Below are 17,289 nucleotides of genomic sequence, written 5' to 3'. Positions count from 1 at the left end.
CGGCGGATCACTTGCCAAAACTTGGTCAAAGCCCCCGGATGGCCCCGGAATCGGGCTGCCCGGCCCGGCCGGACCGCTAGCCGTCCGAGGACTTGCCACCCGATCGGGGCGCGCCGACCGTCGCGCCCGCCTTGACTCCGTTGTCCTTGGAACCGGCGGGGGCCTCGAAGGATTCCAACGCCTCAAGGACGTCCTGGACACGGGAGATCTCGGCGTTGATGTCCTCACGCCGGCGGACCAGGACCTCCAGCTCGCGCTTGCCCTCCTCGACCGTGCGCTTGGCCTCGCGGATCGCCTCGGCCTTGAGCTCCTCGGCCTCGCGGACCAGCGTGGTCTTCTTCTGCTCGGCCTCCTTGAGCAGCCCCTCCGCCTTCTTCACCGCGGCGATGCGCACCTTGCCGGCCTCGGAGTTGGCCTCCGAGACGATCTCCTTGGCCTTCGCCTGCGCCTTCGCCAGCTGCTCCTCCGCCGCCTTGACGAGCGCGTCGCAGCGGTCGCCGGCCGACTTCATTGTCTCGGCCGACTCACGGCGGGCCCGCTCGTGCAGCTCCTCGATCTCGGAGGTGATGCGGTCGCGCAGCTCCTCGGCACGCTCCCTTATCTGCGTGGCGTCCCGGCGCGCACCGACCAGCAGCTCGTCGGCGTCCGTACGGGCCTTCTCCACCAGCGAGTTGCCCTCGACCGTCGCCTCGGACACGAGCCGGTCGGCCTCCTTGCGGGCCGCGCCCACCATGGTGTCGGCCCGCGACTCGGCCTCCGCGGTGGTCTTGTGCGCCTGCTGCTGTGCCTCGGTCAGCAGCTTGTCCGCCTCGGCCGTGGTCTCCGTGATGAGCTTGTCGACCTGCTCGGCCGCCTCCGAGCGCCGCTTGTTGGCGTCCTTGCGGGCCTCGTCCAGCGTGCGGTCGGCCTCCTCGCGCGCGGTGGAGACGAGGCGCTCCGCCTCCGCCTCCGCGTCGGTCTTGACGCGCTCGGCCTCACGGCGGATCCGCTCGGCGTGCTGCTGCGCCGAGCCGACCGTCTCGGCGGCCTCGGCCCGCAGCCGCTCCGCCTCGCCGGCGGCCTCCGCCACCAGCTGGTCGGCCTTGGCCACGGACTCGGTCCGCACCCGGTCGGCCTCCGCGGCCGCCTCGGACCGCACGCGCTCGGCCGCGGACAGGGCCTCCGTGCGAACCCGCTCGGCCTCGTTGACCGTCTCCATCCGCAGCCGGTCGGTCTCCTGGACCGTCTCGGTGGTGAGCCGCTCCGCCTCGGCGCGCGCCTCGCCGATGAGGGTGTCCGCCTGCGTCGCCGCGTCCGACCGGATGCGGTTGGCGTCCTCACGGGCGTCCGCACGGGTGCGCGAGGCGCTCTGCTCCGCCTCGGCGATCGCGTCCGACGCCTCCGTGCGCACCCGCTGGGCGTGCTCGGCGACCTCCGTGCGGATCCGCTCCGCCTCCGAGATCGCCTCGGTCATCGTCCGCTCGGCGAGCGCCTTGGCGGCCTCGGTCTCCTCGTGCGCCTCGCGCCGCAGCCGGCCCGCGTCCTCGCTCGCCCGCTCCCGCTCGGCGTAGGCGTCGGAGCGGACCCGGTCCGCCTCCTCCTGGGCCTCCCGGCGGGTACGGTCCGCCGCGTGCTCGGCGGCGGAGCGCAGGCCGGTGATCTCCTCCTGGGCCTGCTCGTGCAGCCCCGCGACGGAGTCCCGGACCTGCTGGGCGTGCTGCTCGGCCGCCGACACCATCTCGGTGGCACGACGGTCGGCCTCCTCGACCAGCCGTACGGCCTCGGTCTGCGCCTCCTCCACGCGCTTGCGCGCCGAGGCCAGCAGCTCCTCGCTCTGCTCGCGGGCCCGCTCGCGCTCCTGGTCGGCCTCCTGGCGGGCGCTGCCGAGGACCTCCTCGGCCTCGCGGCGACGCCGGTTGGCCTCCTCCTGGGCGGCGGCCAGCGTCTCGGACGCCTCCGTGGCGAGCCGCTCGGCCGCGGACTGCGCCTCCGCGCGCATCCGGTCGGCGCTCTCCTGCGCCTCCGACTTCAGCCGCTCGGCCTCGGTCGCCGCTTCCGAACGCAGCCGTACGGCGACGGACTCGCCCTCGGCCCGCGCCGCGGACGCGTCCGCGGCGGCCTCGTCGCGCAGCCGCTCGGCCTCCGCCTCGGCCTGCTGCCGGAGCGTACGGATCCGCTCGGCGGCCTCGGCACGCAGCCGCTCGTTCTCCTCGGAGGTCTCCCGGCGGAGCCGCGCGGCCTCCTCGCGGGCGTCCGACAACGCCTGCTCGGCGGCCGTCAGCCGCTCCTCCGCCTCCGTCTGGAGCCGGGTCAGCTCCTCGGCGGCCTCGGCCCGACGGGCCTCTATGGCCCGCTCGGTCTCCTCGTGCAGCTCCCGCGCCGCGCGCTCGGCGTCCTCCTTGAGCGCCTCGGCCTGCTCGACGACCTCCTCGCGGTGCCGCTCGGCCTCCTGCCGGGTGCGCTGGAGGGTCTCCTCGGCCTGCCGGCGCAGGGTCGTCGCCCGTTCGATGGCCTCGGTGCGGACCTTCTCGCTGTCCGCCTGGGCCGTCGTGCGCAGCTCGTCCGCGTCGGCTTTGGCCTTGGCGAGCAGTTCCTCGGCGGACTTCGCCGCCTCCTCGATCTGCGCCACGGCCTCCTTGCGGGCCTCGGCGCGGATCTTCTCGCCCTCGTCGACCGCGTCGGCGCGCAGCTGCTCGGCCTCGCCGCGCAGCCGGCGGGCCTCCTCCTGCAGCTCGACCGTCTTGGCGCGGTACTCCTTGGTGTCGTCCTTCGCCGCGCCCTTGAGCTGCTCGGCGATGTCGTGCGCCTCGGCCCGCAGCCGGTCCGCCTCGGCCTCGGCCTCGGAGCGGATCCGCTCGGCCTCCTCGGCCGCGGCCTTGGTGGTCTTCTTGGCGTCCTCCGACGCCTTGTCGAGGACCTCCTCGGCGGTCCGGGCCGCCTTGGACAGCTGGGTAGCGGTCTCCTCGGCGGTGAGCGTGCGGGCCTTCTCGGAGGCCTCCGCGACGATCTTCTCGGCCTCGGCCTTGGCGTCGGCGACGAGCTGCTCGGCCTCGGACTTGGTGTTCTCGGCCTCCTTCGTGGCCTCCTCGACCAGCCGGGCGACCTGCTCCTTGGCGGTGCGCGTGCGCGTCTCGTTCGCCGACTCGGCGCTCGCCAGGGCCTTGGCGGCGGCCTCCTTGGCCTCCGCGACCAGCTTCTCCGACTCGGCCTGCGCCTTGCGCAGCGCCTCCTCGGCCTCGGCCATCCGCTGCTCGGCGGCCTTGCTCAGCTCCTGGGCCTCGCGGCGCGCGGACTCCGACTCGGTGACCGTCGACGTACGCAGCTGCTCGGCGTGGTCCGTGGCCTCCTGTGCCTGCGTGGAGGCGGCGTTGAGCAGGCGCTCGGCGTCCGTACGGGCGCGGCGCAGGATCTGTTCGGCCTCGGCCCGGGCCTCCTCGGCCGCGCTCGTCAGCCTCTGCCGGGCCTCCGTCGCCAGCCGCTCGGCCTCGGCGCGGGCGGTGGCCAGGGACTGCTCGGCCTCGGCCCGGGACTCCTCCAGCAGCCGGCGCGCCTGCTGCTCGGTACGGGCCCGCAGCTGCTCGGCCCACGCCACGTTCTCGTTGACGTGCGACTCGACCGTCTGGCGGCGCTCGGACAGCTCCTGGTCCAGCTGCTGGCGGCGGGTCACCGCCTCCTGGTGCAGCTCCGCCTGGAGCCGGGCCGCCTGCTCGGCGTGCTCCTGGAGGATCCGCTGGGTCTGGGCCCGGGCCTCGCTCAGCTCGCGGTCGGCGTCCGCGCGGATCTGGTCGGCCTGCATCTGCGCGTTGCGCAGCAACTGCTCGGCCTGCCAGCCGATGTCGCCCCCCTCGAAGGAGGGCCGGGACATGATGGTGCGCCGCGCCTCGTGCAGCTTGGCGCGCAGCACCTCGACCTGGTAGCCGAGGTCCTCGGCGTGCTGGATCGCCTTTTCCCGTTCGGTCTTCAGCCGCTTCATCTCGGCTTCGAACCGAGAGAGGTGGTCGACGTCAGCCGCCGGCTCTCGCTCCTGGCTCTCGTAGCCCCGCACTGCGCGGTCCCATCCGTCCCCTGGTCGCAACTCTTTCCGAACGAGCTCCGTCCATCCGCCGAACGGGGCCCCCGGGGAATGGTGTCAGATCATCGGCGGAGCAGAGGCTGCTGCCCCGACGCTCGTCCCCCGAAACCCGGACCCCGGTGGTCCTGCCGTCACACGGCGGGACCGCGGTCACCCTGGACTGAGCGGCGACCGCCCCCAACCCTACCGGCCCCTATGTACGAGGGTCAGTGCTCAGGTGACTCAACAGGCGCCGAAGTGACCAGTTCTGTCAGTACGCCGTGACAGTCCTTGGGGTGCAGGAAGGTGATCCGTGACCCCATGGAACCGACTCGGGGCTCTTCGTACAGCACGCGTACGCCCTTGCCCTTGATCTCGTCGGCGTCACCGTCGACATCCGCCGTACCGAAGGCGATGTGGTGCACGCCCTCGCCGTTCTTGGCGAGCCACTTGGCGACGGTGGAGTCCTCGCGGGTCGGCTCCAGGAGCTGCAGGTACGTGGCGCCGCCGTCGGACGTCTCGTTGATCTTGAGCATGGCCTCGCGCACGCCCTGCTCCTCGTTGACCTCGGAGTGGAACACCTCGAAGCCGTAGGTGGCACGGTAGAACTCGACGGTGTTGTCGAGGTCGAAACAGGCGATTCCGATGTGGTCGATTCGCGTCAGCATGGATTCAGTGCAGCGCCCCCGGGGTGGTTACGCAACGTGCGCGCGATCACACCGACAGCCCGATGACGGCACGGAGTGCCACTCAGTACATTCGAAGTAAACCCTCGTTCACTCCTCGGCTGTGCAGCCGGTAAGGGGATCGCAGCTCATGTCTTCTGGAACTTCCGAAGCGAACAGCTCGGTGATCGTCGCGGGCGCGCGGACGCCCATGGGCCGGTTGCTCGGTTCGCTCAAGTCCTTCTCCGGAGCCGACCTCGGCGGCTTCGCGATCAAGGCCGCCCTCGACCGTGCGGGGATCGGTGGCGACCAGGTGCAGTACGTGATCATGGGGCAGGTGCTCCAGGCCGGTGCGGGGCAGATCCCGGCCCGTCAGGCCGCGGTCAAGGCCGGTATCCCGATGAACGTGCCCGCGCTGACCATCAACAAGGTGTGTCTGTCCGGCCTCGACGCCATCGCGCTCGCCGACCAGCTCATCCGCGCGGGTGAATTCGACGTGGTCGTCGCCGGTGGCCAGGAGTCGATGACCAACGCCCCGCACCTGCTGCCGAAGTCCCGCGAGGGCTACAAGTACGGCGCCGTCCAGATGCTCGACTCCATGGCCCACGACGGTCTGACCGACTCCTTCGACGGCGTCGCCATGGGCGAGTCGACGGAGAAGCACAACACCCGGCTGGGCATCGGCCGTGCCGAGCAGGACGAGATCGCCGCGCTGTCGCACCAGCGGGCGGCCGCGGCGCAGAAGAACGGCCTGTTCGAGGCCGAGATCACGCCCGTCGAGATCCCGCAGCGCAAGGGCGACCCGGTGCTGTTCAGCAAGGACGAGGGCATTCGCGGTGACACGACCGCGGAGTCGCTCGGGAAGCTGCGTCCGGCGTTCTCCAAGGACGGCACGATCACGGCCGGTTCGGCCTCGCAGATCTCCGACGGTGCCGCCGCCGTCGTGGTGATGAGCAAGGCCAAGGCGCAGGAGCTGGGCCTGGAGTGGATCGCCGAGATCGGGGCGCACGGCAACGTGGCGGGGCCGGACAACTCGCTGCAGTCGCAGCCGTCCAACGCGATCCTGCACGCGCTGAAGAAGGAGGGCCTGGAGGTTTCGGACCTCGACCTCGTCGAGATCAACGAGGCGTTCGCGGCCGTCGCCGTGCAGTCCATGAAGGACCTCGGCGTGTCCACCGAAAAGGTGAATGTCAACGGTGGTGCGATTGCCCTGGGTCACCCGATCGGGATGTCCGGTGCGCGTCTGGTGCTGCATCTCGCGCTGGAGCTGAAGCGGCGCGGGGGCGGTGTGGGTGCGGCCGCGCTGTGCGGTGGCGGCGGGCAGGGTGACGCGCTGATCGTGCGCGTGCCCAGGGCCCAGGCCTGAGTTTCGGTACGTCCCCTATCTGAACGGAGCTGTGATGCAGGACGTCTCCACCCTGGTGGCCCAGGCCAGGGAAGGCCGGCCGCGGGCCGTGGCCCGGCTGATCTCCCTGGTGGAGGGGGCGTCCCCGCAGCTGCGGGAGGTCATGGCGGCGCTCGCGCCGCTGACGGGTGGGGCGTACGTGGTCGGGCTGACCGGGTCGCCCGGGGTCGGCAAGTCCACGTCGACCTCGGCGCTGGTCTCCGCGTACCGCAAGCAGGACAAGCGGGTCGGCGTGCTCGCCGTCGACCCGTCGTCACCCTTCTCGGGCGGTGCGCTGCTCGGGGACCGGGTGCGGATGTCGGAGCACGCGTCCGACCCGGGCGTCTACATCCGCTCGATGGCGACGCGCGGGCATCTGGGCGGGCTGGCGTGGTCGGCCCCGCAGGCCATCCGGGTGCTGGACGCCGCCGGCTGTGACGTGATCCTGGTCGAGACGGTGGGGGTCGGGCAGTCGGAGGTGGAGATCGCCTCGCAGGCGGACACGTCGGTCGTGCTGCTGGCGCCCGGGATGGGCGACGGGATCCAGGCGGCCAAGGCCGGGATCCTGGAGATCGGCGACGTGTACGTCGTGAACAAGGCGGACCGGGACGGGGCGGATGCGACGGCCCGCGAGCTGAACCACATGCTGGGGCTGGGGGAGTCCCGGGGGCCGGGGGACTGGCGGCCGCCGATCGTGAAGACGGTCGCGGCGCGGGGCGAGGGCGTCGACGAGGTCGTCGAGGCGCTGGAGAAGCACCGGGCCTGGATGGAGGAGCGGGGTGTCCTCGCGGAGCGGCGTCTTTCCCGGGCGTCGCGGGAGGTCGAGACGATCGCGGTGACGGCGCTGCGGGAGCGGATCGGGGACCTGCACGGGGACCGGCGGCTCGGGGCACTGGCGGAGCGGATCATCTCGGGCGAGCTGGACCCCTACCGGGCGGCTGACGAGCTGGTCGCGGGGTTGACGGAGGGCTGAGGCGGCTTCGGCTTCTCGGCGGTGGGGTGCGGGTGGCTGCGCCTGTCGCCGGGTGTGGGTCGGGGCCGCGCCGGGGGGTGTCCGTCCTCGGAACGTCGCGATGGGGTCTGACGTCGACTGGCTGTTCGTTGACGCGACAACCGCTGCGGGCGGACACCCCCCGACACGGCCCCTTCTCGCCGTACGCGGGTGCCGGTGCGCTCTGGCCCAGCTGCGGGCATGCGTGCCGCTGGGGGAGGCACCCCGCCCCGCCGGGCCGTGCGACGCCCCGGCGTCCGTTTGGACACCGGGGCGGAGGGGATCAGGGCAGGGGCGGTCAGTCCTGGTCGTCCGAGTCGTCGTCGTCCTGGGCGTCCGAGCGGTCCGCCGTGACCTTGCCCGACTTGAGGTCGATCTTCCAGTCCTGCTCGGCTCCGCCCGACTTGCGGGTCTCGGCCTCCCAGGACTTGTTCTTGCCGTCCTCGTCGAGGCCGACCGACGTCACGACACCCTTGCCGGCGGCAGCCTTCGCGGCCTGCTCGGCGGTCACCGACGAGCCCTTCAGGGCTGCGCGCACCTGCGCCGTGTCGTCCTCGTCGTCGGTCTGCGAGCCCAGGACCTTGCCGCTGGACGGGTCGACGCTGACGCTGTGCCAGGTGTTGTCGCCGGACAGGACGTCGACGTTCCAGATCACCTTGTCGCCGTCGTCCTCGTCGTCCAGCTCGGCGGAGACGACGGTGCCCGAGGTGTGCTTCAGCGCGGAGGCGATCGCCTCGGACGCGGTGACGTCCGCGGAAGCGGCCCGGGCTGCGTCGTCGTCCCGGTCGTCGCGGTCGTCCTGCGCGTCGTCGTTCACCGGCTGGGTGGTGGCCGCCTGCCGCGCCGAGCGCTCGTCGTCTCCCGTGGTCGCGAGGGCCGTGGCCGTACCGCCTCCGATCAGAGCGGCAGCGGTCACAGCGGCGATCACGATGTTGCGCTTCATGCGGATTCCTCCCGAGTCGTTTCGTTTTCGATGTCTTCGACTCTGGCCGACGGAGGCTGAGAGGAACCTGAAGCCCCCTGAAGTGATCTTCAGCTTGCTTTTGCCACTCTTTACGCATGCGCCTGTTGATCGTGGAGGACGAGAAGCGGCTGGCCCTGTCGCTCGCCAGGGGCCTGACGGCCGAGGGGTACGCCGTGGACGTCGTCCACGACGGGCAAGAAGGGCTGTACCAGGCCTCGGAGGGCACGTACGACCTGGTCATCCTCGACATCATGCTGCCCGGCCTCAACGGCTACCGGGTCTGCGCCGCCCTGCGCGCCGCCGGGCACGACGTACCGATCCTGATGCTGACCGCCAAGGACGGCGAGTACGACGAGGCCGAGGGGCTCGACACCGGCGCGGACGACTACCTGACCAAGCCGTTCTCGTACGTCGTGCTCGTCGCCCGGGTCAAGGCGCTGCTGCGGCGGCGGGGACAGGGGGCCGGGGCGTCACCCGTGCATGTGCACGGTGACCTGAAGGTGGACACCGCGGCCCGCCGGGTGTTCCTCGGTGACGACGAGATCGCCCTGACCGCCAAGGAGTTCTCCGTACTGGAGCAGCTCGTGCTGCGGGCCGGCGAGGTGGTGTCCAAGTCCGAGATCCTGGAGCACGTCTGGGACTTCGCGTACGACGGTGACCCGAACATCGTCGAGGTGTACGTCAGCACCCTGCGGCGCAAGCTGCGGGCGGGGCTGATCCGGACCGTGCGCGGGGCCGGCTACCGGCTGGAGACCTCGCCGTGAGGCGGTTGTTCGGGTCCGTCCGGGCGCGGGCCACGCTGGGAGCGACCCTCGTGGTCGCGGTGGCGCTCGTCGCCGCCGGGGGCGCCGTGCTGCTGTCCCTGCGGTCCAACCTGATCGGCGAGGCCGGTACGCAGGCGGAGCGCTCCGCGCGGGCGGTCGCCTCGGAGCTCGCCGCCGGGACGCCGTACGACAAGCTGTCCGGGCTGGACGGCGACGACGGACCGGTGCAGGTCCTGGACGAGCACGGGCGGCTGGTCGCGGCCAGCGAGGATCTGGAGAAGATCAGCGGGACCGACAGCGGGCAGGTGAAGCCGCAGCCGGCGGCCAAGCCCACCGGGGACGACAACGACGACACCGAGGACGCGGGCGAGGCCCTCGAACCCGGTGAGATCTCCGGGGAGAGCGTCTTCAGCAACGGCTCCGCCACGATCGACGGCGAGGCGGAGGACTACCGCTTCGCCGCCGTCGAGGTGGAGACCCAGGACCGGGGGCACCTCAAGGTCTACGCCGGCTCCGCGCTGGCCGCCGAGCACGGGGCCGTGCGGACGGCGCTGACGGTGATGCTGATCGGTTTCCCGCTGCTGCTCGGCGTCGTCGCGGCCGTGACCTGGCTGGTCACCCGGCGGGCCCTGCGGCCTGTGGAGGGGATCCGGCGCGAGATGGCCGCGATCACCCACTCCGAGGACCTCGCGCGGCGCGTTCCGGAGCCGGACACGCACGACGAGATCGCCCGGCTCGCCAGCACCACCAACGAGACGCTCGCGGCCCTGGAGACGTCCGTGGAGCGGCAGCGGCGGTTCGTCGCGGACGCCTCCCACGAGCTGCGCAGTCCGATCGCCTCGCTGCGCACGCAACTGGAGGTGGCCGCCGCGCACCCCGAGCTGCTGGACCTCGACGGGGCCGTGGAGGACACCGTCCGGCTGCAGCGGCTGGCGGCCGATCTGCTCCTGCTGGCCCGGCTGGACGCGGGGGAGCGGCCCGGCGACGCCAAGGTCGACCTCGCGGGACTCGCCCGGGAGCAGGCCGAGGGCCGGACGGGTGTCGCGGTGGACGCGGAGCCGGCGGAGGTGGCCGGATCGCGGGGGCAGCTGGGGCGGGTCCTCGCCAATCTGCTCGACAACGCCCAGCGGCACGCCCGGTCGGCCGTCACCGTGACCGTGCGGCGCGAGGGAGACCGGGCCGTGGTCGGTGTGGCGGACGACGGTGACGGGGTGCCCGAGGCCGACCGGGAGCGGATCTTCGAACGGTTCGTCCGGCTGGACGCCGCCCGCAGTCGCGACGACGGCGGCGCCGGGCTGGGGCTGGCCATCGCCCGGGACGTCGCCGTCCGGCACGGCGGCACCCTCACGGCCGGGCGGGGACCCGCAGGCGGAGCCCTGTTCGAACTCCGCCTGCCGCTCGTCTAGCGGGAATCGCCGCTACGGACGCCCGCGCTGGCCGCGCAGGTGCTCCGCGATGGGCTTGAGACTCTTGTCCAGCTCGGTCAGGGCCTCGGGGGACAACAGGTCGATGAAGTGCCTGCGCACGGATGCCACATGGTGGGGCGCGACTTTCTGCATCGTCGCCATGCCGTGGTCGGTGAGGACCGCGTACAGGCCCCGGCGGTCCGACTCGCAGTTCTCCCGCCGGACCAGGTTCGCGTTCTCCATGCGCGTGATCTGGTGCGAGAGGCGGCTCTTGGACTGCAGGGTGGCGGAGGCGAGGTCGCTCATCCGCATTCTCTGGTCGTCGGACTCGGAGAGATTCACCAGGATCTCGTAGTCGTTCATTGTCAGGCCGAACGGCTGCAGGTCCTTCTCGAGCTGGTACGTCAACAGCCTGTTGACCTCCAGGTGGGTGCGCCAGGCGCACTGCTCCGCATCGGTCAGCCAGCGAGTGGCCGTCTCGGTCTCCATGAATGAAGTCTACCTAAAAGGTTGAAAGGTGAACTAGTGAGGGGTGGCGTGTGACGGTGCACGCCTGGCGGACAGCAGTGCGCAGGCGTTCGATGTCACACTCCGCAGACTACCGCTCACAGCCCGAAGCGACGCTGGAGGTCCCCCAGCTGTCCGGGAAGGCGCGGTACGCCCGACTGGCCCGCCTGGGGGCTGTGCGGCCCGCCGCCCGGCACCCCGGCCTGGTGCGGAACAGCCCCCGTGACCTGCTCGGCCATCAGGGTCTCGGACGACTGGAGCAGCACCGTCCCGGCGCCGACGAACTCGAACTGGTGCTCCTCGCCGGAGGCGCCTCCGAGGCCCGTCAGCGCACGTAGACCGCCCATGACGCCGGTCATGTACCCATGGTCGTAGTGGTGGCACGGGGAGGGGCAGTCGGCCCAGCCGACCAGGGCCTGGGGGTCGACCCGGATGGGGGGTTCCATGAACACCACCGGTCCGTTGGACGCGGCCACGAACTTTCCGGTTCCGATGAGGGTCAGAAAACCCGGCACGATTGATTGCTTCAGTGCGAGAGTTGGCTGAAAAGCGAGCAGGTTGCCCGAGCGAATGGTCAGATTGCCGTCCTCGAGGTCGTACGAATTGACGTCGAAGGCCCGGTCGGCGAGGAGCATCTTGCCCGAGCCCTCGGCCACGACCCAGTCGCTCGCGTGCAGTGGCGAATGGAACGAGGTGCGCACGAGGCGGTCCAGCCGGCCGTGCCCGACGCCGTTGAAGTCGATCGAGCCGTAGTAGGCGATCATCTTCCCCTTCTGCAGGAACCACTGGCTCCCCTTGAGCTCCACGCAGAAGGTGTAGGGATTGACGTTGTCGTCGGGCGGCAGGGTCGCCGGGTCGAAGACCACGGGGCCGGCGCCCGGGGTTCCGTACGTGCTCACAGCTTCTCCTCCGACGCCTGGACGTACACCGCACCGCTGCCGCTGAGCTCCAGCTGGAAGGCCTCGCCCGAGCCGCGGCCCACCATGTCCCGCCAGCCCAGTGCCGTGGACAGCTTGTTGCGGACGTCGCCGTGGTGGGCGACGTAGGCCTGCGGGTCCACGTGGACCGGGCGCTGCGGGCTGATCGGGATCTCGATGACACCGCCATGAGCCATGACCGCGACGGCCCCGTGCCCCTTCAGCGTCGTCGTGAACAGCCCCTGGCCGCTGACCTGGCCGCGCACCATGCCCATGACGCCGCCCTGCGAGCCCAGGAACATCGTGCCCTGCTGGAGCGTGCCCTCGAAGGCCAGGAGCCGGTCCGCCTCGACGTAGAGCGTGTCGCCGGTGAGGCGGATCACCTGGACGTGGTGCCCGCCGTGCCCGAACAGGACCGTGCCGCTGCCCTCGACGGACATCAGGGGCGTGTCCTCGTTCGCCACCCGGCGGCCGATCATCGACATGACCCCGCCCTGGCCGCCCGCCGTGTTGGGCGTGAACGACACCTCGCCCTTGTACGCGAGCATCGCCCCGCGCTGGCTGAACAGCCGCTGACCCGGCGCGACGGTCGCCTCGATCATCTTCCCGTTGATCTCCCGGAAGGCCATCTCACACGTCTCCCGCGATCGTGTTCCGCTCGCTCGGCTGCACGTACACCAGCCCGTCCCCCTCGAACCGCATCTGGAACGCCTCGCCGCCGCCCTCTCCGAGCAGCGTGCGGAAGGTCACACCGGACTGGAAGGACTGCCGCAGATTCCCCTGGTGCGCCACGTACGCCCCCGGGTCGACGGTCAGCGGGTACTGCGCGCTCACCCGCAGCACCACCGCCGGCCCGTCCGACATGATCGCCGCCTGGCCGTGGCCCTCGACGGTCGTCGTGAACAGCCCGTTGCCCTGCGAGGCGCCGCGCAGGCCGGTGAACTCCGTGCCCGTGCGCAGCCCGCCGTCGGTCGCGAGCAGGTTGCTCGACTCGACGTAGAGCTTGTCGCCCTGGACGCTGACCAGGTTTATCTCGGAGGCCCGGTCCGCGAACCAGCAGGTCCCGCGCCCCTTCACCTCCATCAACGTCATCTGCTCACCGGTCAGCCGCCGGGTCACCATTCCCCGGATCCCCTCGCCGCCGCCGCTGAGCTTCTTGAAGGCCATCTCCCCGTCGTACGCGACCATCGAGCCGTTCTTCGCCTTCACGGCGTCTCCGGTCATGTCGACGGCGAGCACCTTGCTGCTCTGAAGTCGGAACATCGCCACGAGGGGAAGGTATCCGCAGGCCGGGCCTCACGGACAGGGCCCGTGGGTGGAGAACGACCCCGATGGCACCCCTACGGGATGCCGGGCGATCCGGGCGGCCCCCCGGCCGGAGGGCCCGGGGCGGTTTGCCACAATGGGCGGGACGCTTGTGCGCGCGTTCACAAACCGTGGGGCCCGTGCCAGCCGAATCGATCGACCACCGCCGCGTAACTTCCACCGAAGGTGACCCGTGGACCTCAAGACCGCCACCGCCATCCGCCGCCTCCGCCTGGTCTCGGCCCCCGAGGCGATCTCCTTCCTCATCCTGCTGGTCTGCTCGGTGCTGAAGCGGACCACGGAGTTCAACGCCGTGCCGGTGATGGGCGCGGTGCACGGCTTCCTGTTCGTCCTGTACGTGATCTTCTGGGCCGACGCCTGGAACCGGGCGAAGTGGTCGCTGAAGACCGCCGCGCTGTACTTCGTCCTCTCGGTGCTGCCCGGCGGCGGTTTCGTCGCCGAGCGCAGGCTCCGGCGTGAGGCCGAGGACGCGGTCATCGCCTCCCGCGCGCGCAAGGAAGGCGTGGTGGGCGCATGATCGTCGCCTTTTCCGTGACGCCGCTCGGGGTCGGCGAGGACGTGGGGGAGTACGTCGCCGACGCCGTGCGGGTGGTGCGCGAGTCCGGACTGCCGAACCGCACCGACGCGATGTTCACGTCCGTCGAAGGGGAGTGGGACGAGGTCATGGACGTCGTCCGGCGCGCGGTCGCCGCGGTCGAGCGCCGCGCGCCCCGGGTCTCCCTCGTCCTCAAGGCGGACATCCGCCCCGGCGTGTCGGACGGCCTGACGTCCAAGGTGGAGACGGTGGAGCGGCACCTCGCCGGGTAGCCGCCGGGAACAGCGGCGCGGGCACCGGGGCCGGTGCCCGCGCCCGAAGGACGAGACGGGGCTGACCACCATGTGACCGGCCGGTAAGGTCGGCTTCGTGCCGAAGCCGCTCAGTCTCTCCTTCGATCCGATCGCGCGCGCCGACGAACGCTGGAAGCAGCGCTGGGGGAACGTGCCGTCCATGGCCGCGATCACCTCGATCATGCGTGCCCAGCAGATCCTCCTCGCCGAGGTCGACGCGGTGGTCAGGCCGTACGGGCTGACGTTCGCGCGGTACGAGGCGCTGGTGCTGCTCACCTTCTCCAAGTCCGGCGAGCTGCCGATGTCCAAGATCGGCGAGCGGCTCATGGTGCACCCCACGTCCGTGACGAACACCGTGGACCGGCTGGTGAAGTCGGGTCTCGTCGCCAAGCGGCCCAACCCGAACGACGGCCGCGGCACCCTCGCCAGCATCACCGCCAAGGGGCGGGAGGTCGTGGAGTCGGCCACCCGCGACCTGATGGCGATGGACTTCGGGCTCGGCGTGTACGACGCCGAGGAATGCGCGGAGATCTTCGCGATGCTGCGGCCGCTGCGCGTCTCGGCGGGCGACTTCCAAGAGGAGTGACCCGGGGCAAGATCCCCCGGAACGGGTCGTTACGCTCGACGGCATGAAGAAGAGCGTGCTGACCCGCTACCGGGTCATGGCCTACGTCACCGGTGTGCTGCTCGTCGCGCTGACCCTCGGCATGATCGGCAAGTACGTCCTCGATCTGGGCGGCGCGGCTGACTTCACGCAGGTGGTCAGCATCGCGCACGGCTGGTTGTACGTCGTGTACCTGATTTTCGCCTTCGACCTCGGCTCCAAGGCGAAGTGGCCGGTCAAGAAGCAGCTGTGGGTACTGCTCGCCGGCACGATCCCCACGGCCGCGTTCTTCGTGGAGCGCAGGATCAGCCACGAGCTGGAGGGCAGGATCGCCGAGGACGCGCCCGCGCCGGTCAAGGCGTAGCCGGACCCGGGGCCGCCGCCGCAGGCGTGCGTGCGGCGGCCGTCCTCACCCGTTCGCCAGGTCACTCCCGTCAGCCATCGACATTTACTAGGACGTCCAAGTAAATTCGAGGGTATGGACGCTGACGCCATCGACGAGGGCCGCCGCCGCTGGCAGGCCCGGTACGACGCCGCGCGCAAGCGCGAGGCCGACTTCACCACGCTCTCCGGCGACCCCGTGGAGCCGGTGTACGGGCCCCGGCCCGGTGACACCTACGAGGGGTTCGACCGGATCGGCTGGCCGGGGGAGTACCCCTTCACCCGTGGCCTGTACGCGACCGGCTACCGGGGGCGGACGTGGACCATCCGGCAGTTCGCCGGGTTCGGCAACGCCGAGCAGACCAACGAGCGCTACAAGATGATCCTCCGCAACGGCGGAGGCGGGCTCTCGGTCGCCTTCGACATGCCGACGCTGATGGGCCGCGACTCCGACGACCCGCGCTCGCTGGGTGAGGTCGGGCACTGCGGGGTCGCCATCGACTCGGCGGCCGACATGGAGGTCCTGTTCAAGGACATCCCGCTCGGTGACGTCACGACGTCGATGACCATCAGCGGCCCGGCCGTCCCCGTCTTCTGCATGTACCTGGTCGCCGCCGAACGGCAGGGCGTCGACCCGTCCGTCCTCAACGGCACGCTCCAGACGGACATCTTCAAGGAGTACATCGCCCAGAAGGAGTGGCTCTTCCAGCCCGAGCCGCACCTGCGGCTCATCGGCGACCTCATGGAGTACTGCGCGGCCGGCATCCCCGCCTACAAGCCGCTGTCCGTCTCCGGCTACCACATCCGCGAGGCCGGCTCGACGGCCGCGCAGGAGCTGGCGTACACGCTCGCGGACGGGTTCGGGTACGTCGAACTGGGCCTGTCGCGCGGGCTGGACGTGGACGTCTTCGCCCCCGGCCTGTCCTTCTTCTTCGACGCGCACGTCGACTTCTTCGAGGAGATCGCCAAGTTCCGCGCGGCCCGCCGCATCTGGGCCCGCTGGATGCGCGACGTCTACGGCGCGACGTCCGAGAAGGCGCAGTGGCTGCGGTTCCACACGCAGACCGCGGGCGTGTCCCTGACCGCGCAGCAGCCGTACAACAACGTCGTGCGGACGGCCGTGGAGGCGCTGGCGGCCGTGCTCGGCGGGACGAACTCGCTGCACACCAACGCCCTCGACGAGACCCTCGCGCTGCCGAGCGAGCAGGCGGCCGAGATCGCGCTGCGCACCCAGCAGGTGCTGATGGAGGAGACGGGGGTCGCCAACGTGGCCGACCCGCTGGGCGGTTCCTGGTACGTCGAGCAGCTGACCGACCGCATCGAGGCGGACGCGGAGAAGATCTTCGACCAGATCAAGGAGCGCGGTCTGCGGGCGCACCCCGACGGGCAGCACCCGATCGGCCCGATCACCTCCGGGATCCTGCGCGGCATCGAGGACGGCTGGTTCACCGGCGAGATCGCCGAGTCGGCCTTCCGGTACCAGCAGGCCCTGGAGAAGGGCGACAAGAGGGTCGTCGGCGTGAACTGTCACGACGGCTCGGTGACCGGGGACCTGGAGATCCTGCGGGTCAGCCACGAGGTGGAGCGCGAACAGGTCCGGGCGCTCGGCGGACGCAAGGCGGCCCGCGACGACGCGGCGGTGCGCACCGCGCTCGACGCCATGCTCGCCGCCGCCCGCAGCGGCGCCAACATGATCGAGCCGATGCTGGACGCGGTCCGGGCGGAGGCCACGCTCGGGGAGATCTGCGGAGTGCTGCGGGACGAGTGGGGGGTGTACACGGAGCCGGCCGGCTTCTGACCGGGGGCCTCCCTCCGGGCGGCGGCCTAGCCGCCCAGCCCGTGCAGCAGCACCCTGGTGAAACTGCGGACCCATTCCTCGTCCGCCGGTTCCGCGCTCACCAGGGTGCGGTGGACCACCGCACCCGCCACCATGTCGAAGATCAGGTCCACCGTGCGGTCGGCCGCGGCGGGGTTTGGCTCCGGGGGGAGTTCGCCCCGGGCCTGGGCCCGCGCGCGGCCCTCCAGGACCAGGCGCTTCTGGCGGTCGACGACCGAGGCCCGGATGCGTTCGCGCAGCGCCTCGTCGCGGGTGGCCTCCGCCACCACCGCCATCAGGCCGCTCCTCGCTTCCGGAAGAGCCAGGATCGTGGCGAACTGCAGGACCACGCCCTCGATGTCGGCGGCCAGGGAGCCGCGGTCGGGGAGTTCCAGCTCGTCGAAGAGTTCCGCGACCGCGTCGACGACCAGTTCGTTCTTGCCCGCCCAGCGGCGGTAGAGCGTCGTCTTCGCAACCCCGGCGCGCGTCGCGACGTCTCCGAGGGTGAGTTTGGACCAGCCGAGTTCCACGAGCGCCTCGCGCGTCGCGGCCAGGATCGCGGCGTCCGCCGTGGCGCTCCGCGGGCGCCCGGTGCGGCTGGCTGGGCTGCGGCTCTGCATCTGTCGACCATAAACCGGCCATTCCCGCGGAGGGCCGTGAGGGAGATCACCGGGGGGTGGTGTCCCGGCGGTACGGTGTGGCATTA

General features: G+C 71.3%; 17 protein-coding genes. 9 read left to right on the top strand and 8 right to left on the bottom strand.

Going from position 1 to position 17,289, the window contains the following annotated elements; translation table 11 throughout:
* Positions 1 to 76: 76 nt before the first annotated feature.
* The gene (gene scy, locus AB0F04_RS10535) at positions 77 to 4,024 is read right to left on the bottom strand and encodes a polarized growth protein Scy (RefSeq protein WP_362039890.1); all 3,948 of its coding nucleotides are present in this window, start codon (positions 4,022 to 4,024) and stop codon (positions 77 to 79) included.
* 233 nt (positions 4,025 to 4,257) lie between these two features.
* A complete protein-coding gene (gene mce, locus AB0F04_RS10530; protein ID WP_362039888.1) occupies positions 4,258 to 4,698 on the bottom strand; it encodes a methylmalonyl-CoA epimerase in 441 nt (146 codons plus the stop codon).
* 148 nt (positions 4,699 to 4,846) lie between these two features.
* On the opposite strand from mce, the gene AB0F04_RS10525 reads away from it, so the two are divergent.
* Both AB0F04_RS10525 and meaB read left to right on the top strand, forming a co-directional pair.
* Positions 4,847 to 6,061, top strand: a complete 1,215-nt coding sequence (locus AB0F04_RS10525; protein WP_362039886.1) for an acetyl-CoA C-acetyltransferase — start codon at positions 4,847 to 4,849, stop codon at positions 6,059 to 6,061.
* Positions 6,062 to 6,095: 34 nt separating this feature from the next.
* Positions 6,096 to 7,052, top strand: a complete 957-nt coding sequence (gene meaB / locus AB0F04_RS10520) for a methylmalonyl Co-A mutase-associated GTPase MeaB (protein ID WP_362039884.1) — start codon at positions 6,096 to 6,098, stop codon at positions 7,050 to 7,052.
* A gap of 316 nt (positions 7,053 to 7,368) precedes the next feature.
* Here meaB and AB0F04_RS10515 read toward each other — a convergent pair whose 3' ends face one another.
* The gene (locus tag AB0F04_RS10515; RefSeq protein WP_362039882.1) at positions 7,369 to 8,013 is read right to left on the bottom strand and encodes a PepSY domain-containing protein; all 645 of its coding nucleotides are present in this window, start codon (positions 8,011 to 8,013) and stop codon (positions 7,369 to 7,371) included.
* Between the two features lie 116 nt (positions 8,014 to 8,129).
* Here AB0F04_RS10515 and AB0F04_RS10510 point away from each other — a divergent pair, with 116 nt between their 5' ends.
* Both AB0F04_RS10510 and AB0F04_RS10505 read left to right on the top strand, forming a co-directional pair.
* Positions 8,130 to 8,798, top strand: coding sequence for a response regulator transcription factor (locus tag AB0F04_RS10510; RefSeq protein WP_053670554.1), 669 nt, complete (start codon positions 8,130 to 8,132; stop codon positions 8,796 to 8,798).
* Positions 8,795 to 10,204: an ATP-binding protein gene (locus AB0F04_RS10505; protein WP_362039880.1), complete on the top strand. Its 1,410-nt coding sequence runs from the start codon at positions 8,795 to 8,797 to the stop codon at positions 10,202 to 10,204. The genes AB0F04_RS10510 and AB0F04_RS10505 overlap by 4 nt, the downstream gene beginning before the upstream one ends.
* 12 nt (positions 10,205 to 10,216) lie before the next feature.
* Here the strand turns inward: AB0F04_RS10505 and AB0F04_RS10500 are convergent, their stop codons facing one another.
* From AB0F04_RS10500 to AB0F04_RS10485, 4 genes are all read right to left on the bottom strand, one after another.
* The gene (locus tag AB0F04_RS10500) at positions 10,217 to 10,693 is read right to left on the bottom strand and encodes a MarR family transcriptional regulator (RefSeq protein ID WP_053670552.1); all 477 of its coding nucleotides are present in this window, start codon (positions 10,691 to 10,693) and stop codon (positions 10,217 to 10,219) included.
* A gap of 116 nt (positions 10,694 to 10,809) precedes the next feature.
* Positions 10,810 to 11,610 (bottom strand): AIM24 family protein, encoded by an 801-nt coding sequence (locus AB0F04_RS10495; RefSeq protein ID WP_362039878.1) that lies wholly within the window; start codon positions 11,608 to 11,610, stop codon positions 10,810 to 10,812.
* Positions 11,607 to 12,257, bottom strand: a complete 651-nt coding sequence (locus tag AB0F04_RS10490) for an AIM24 family protein (protein ID WP_362039876.1) — start codon at positions 12,255 to 12,257, stop codon at positions 11,607 to 11,609. Before AB0F04_RS10490 ends, AB0F04_RS10495 begins: the two co-directional genes overlap by 4 nt.
* A gap of 1 nt (position 12,258) precedes the next feature.
* Positions 12,259 to 12,891, bottom strand: a complete 633-nt coding sequence (locus AB0F04_RS10485; protein ID WP_102911820.1) for an AIM24 family protein — start codon at positions 12,889 to 12,891, stop codon at positions 12,259 to 12,261.
* A gap of 235 nt (positions 12,892 to 13,126) precedes the next feature.
* Between AB0F04_RS10485 and AB0F04_RS10480 the strand changes: the two genes are divergently transcribed.
* The 5 genes from AB0F04_RS10480 (at position 13,127) to AB0F04_RS10460 (ending at position 16,565) form a co-directional block, all read left to right on the top strand.
* Positions 13,127 to 13,471, top strand: a complete 345-nt coding sequence (locus AB0F04_RS10480; RefSeq protein WP_362039874.1) for a DUF3817 domain-containing protein — start codon at positions 13,127 to 13,129, stop codon at positions 13,469 to 13,471.
* Complete coding sequence (locus AB0F04_RS10475; RefSeq protein ID WP_362039871.1) at positions 13,468 to 13,761, top strand: MTH1187 family thiamine-binding protein; 294 nt, start codon at positions 13,468 to 13,470, stop codon at positions 13,759 to 13,761. The genes AB0F04_RS10480 and AB0F04_RS10475 overlap by 4 nt, the downstream gene beginning before the upstream one ends.
* Positions 13,762 to 13,858: 97 nt before the next feature.
* Entirely contained in the window at positions 13,859 to 14,368 is a 510-nt protein-coding gene (locus AB0F04_RS10470; RefSeq protein ID WP_362039869.1) for a MarR family transcriptional regulator, read from the top strand.
* 43 nt (positions 14,369 to 14,411) lie between these two features.
* Positions 14,412 to 14,750, top strand: a complete 339-nt coding sequence (locus AB0F04_RS10465) for a DUF3817 domain-containing protein (RefSeq protein WP_362039867.1) — start codon at positions 14,412 to 14,414, stop codon at positions 14,748 to 14,750.
* A gap of 114 nt (positions 14,751 to 14,864) precedes the next feature.
* Positions 14,865 to 16,565: a methylmalonyl-CoA mutase family protein gene (locus AB0F04_RS10460; RefSeq protein WP_362039865.1), complete on the top strand. Its 1,701-nt coding sequence runs from the start codon at positions 14,865 to 14,867 to the stop codon at positions 16,563 to 16,565.
* A gap of 26 nt (positions 16,566 to 16,591) precedes the next feature.
* On the opposite strand, the gene AB0F04_RS10455 is transcribed toward AB0F04_RS10460, so the two are convergent.
* A complete protein-coding gene (locus tag AB0F04_RS10455) occupies positions 16,592 to 17,203 on the bottom strand; it encodes a TetR/AcrR family transcriptional regulator (RefSeq protein ID WP_362039863.1) in 612 nt (203 codons plus the stop codon).
* Between the last annotated feature and the right edge of the window lie 86 nt (positions 17,204 to 17,289).

Origin of the sequence: Streptomyces sp. NPDC029041 (assembly GCF_040637515.1) — a bacterium.
Lineage (GTDB): Bacteria > Actinomycetota > Actinomycetes > Streptomycetales > Streptomycetaceae > Streptomyces.
This window is presented reverse-complemented; position numbering and strand designations above follow the sequence as displayed.

Bases quoted from the DNA above. Each gene is read 5' to 3' on its own strand.
- AB0F04_RS10455 (WP_362039863.1), bottom strand. From the start codon at position 17,203: ATGCAGAGCCGCAGCCCAGCCAGCCGCACCGGGCGCCCGCGGAGCGCC.
- AB0F04_RS10465 (WP_362039867.1), top strand. From the start codon at position 14,412: ATGAAGAAGAGCGTGCTGACCCGCTACCGGGTCATGGCCTACGTCACC.
- AB0F04_RS10525 (WP_362039886.1), top strand. From the start codon at position 4,847: ATGTCTTCTGGAACTTCCGAAGCGAACAGCTCGGTGATCGTCGCGGGC.
- AB0F04_RS10490 (WP_362039876.1), bottom strand. From the start codon at position 12,257: ATGGCCTTCCGGGAGATCAACGGGAAGATGATCGAGGCGACCGTCGCG.
- mce (WP_362039888.1), bottom strand. From the start codon at position 4,698: ATGCTGACGCGAATCGACCACATCGGAATCGCCTGTTTCGACCTCGAC.
- AB0F04_RS10515 (WP_362039882.1), bottom strand. From the start codon at position 8,013: ATGAAGCGCAACATCGTGATCGCCGCTGTGACCGCTGCCGCTCTGATC.
- AB0F04_RS10475 (WP_362039871.1), top strand. From the start codon at position 13,468: ATGATCGTCGCCTTTTCCGTGACGCCGCTCGGGGTCGGCGAGGACGTG.
- meaB (WP_362039884.1), top strand. From the start codon at position 6,096: ATGCAGGACGTCTCCACCCTGGTGGCCCAGGCCAGGGAAGGCCGGCCG.
- AB0F04_RS10485 (WP_102911820.1), bottom strand. From the start codon at position 12,891: ATGTTCCGACTTCAGAGCAGCAAGGTGCTCGCCGTCGACATGACCGGA.
- AB0F04_RS10510 (WP_053670554.1), top strand. From the start codon at position 8,130: ATGCGCCTGTTGATCGTGGAGGACGAGAAGCGGCTGGCCCTGTCGCTC.
- AB0F04_RS10460 (WP_362039865.1), top strand. From the start codon at position 14,865: ATGGACGCTGACGCCATCGACGAGGGCCGCCGCCGCTGGCAGGCCCGG.
- AB0F04_RS10500 (WP_053670552.1), bottom strand. From the start codon at position 10,693: ATGGAGACCGAGACGGCCACTCGCTGGCTGACCGATGCGGAGCAGTGC.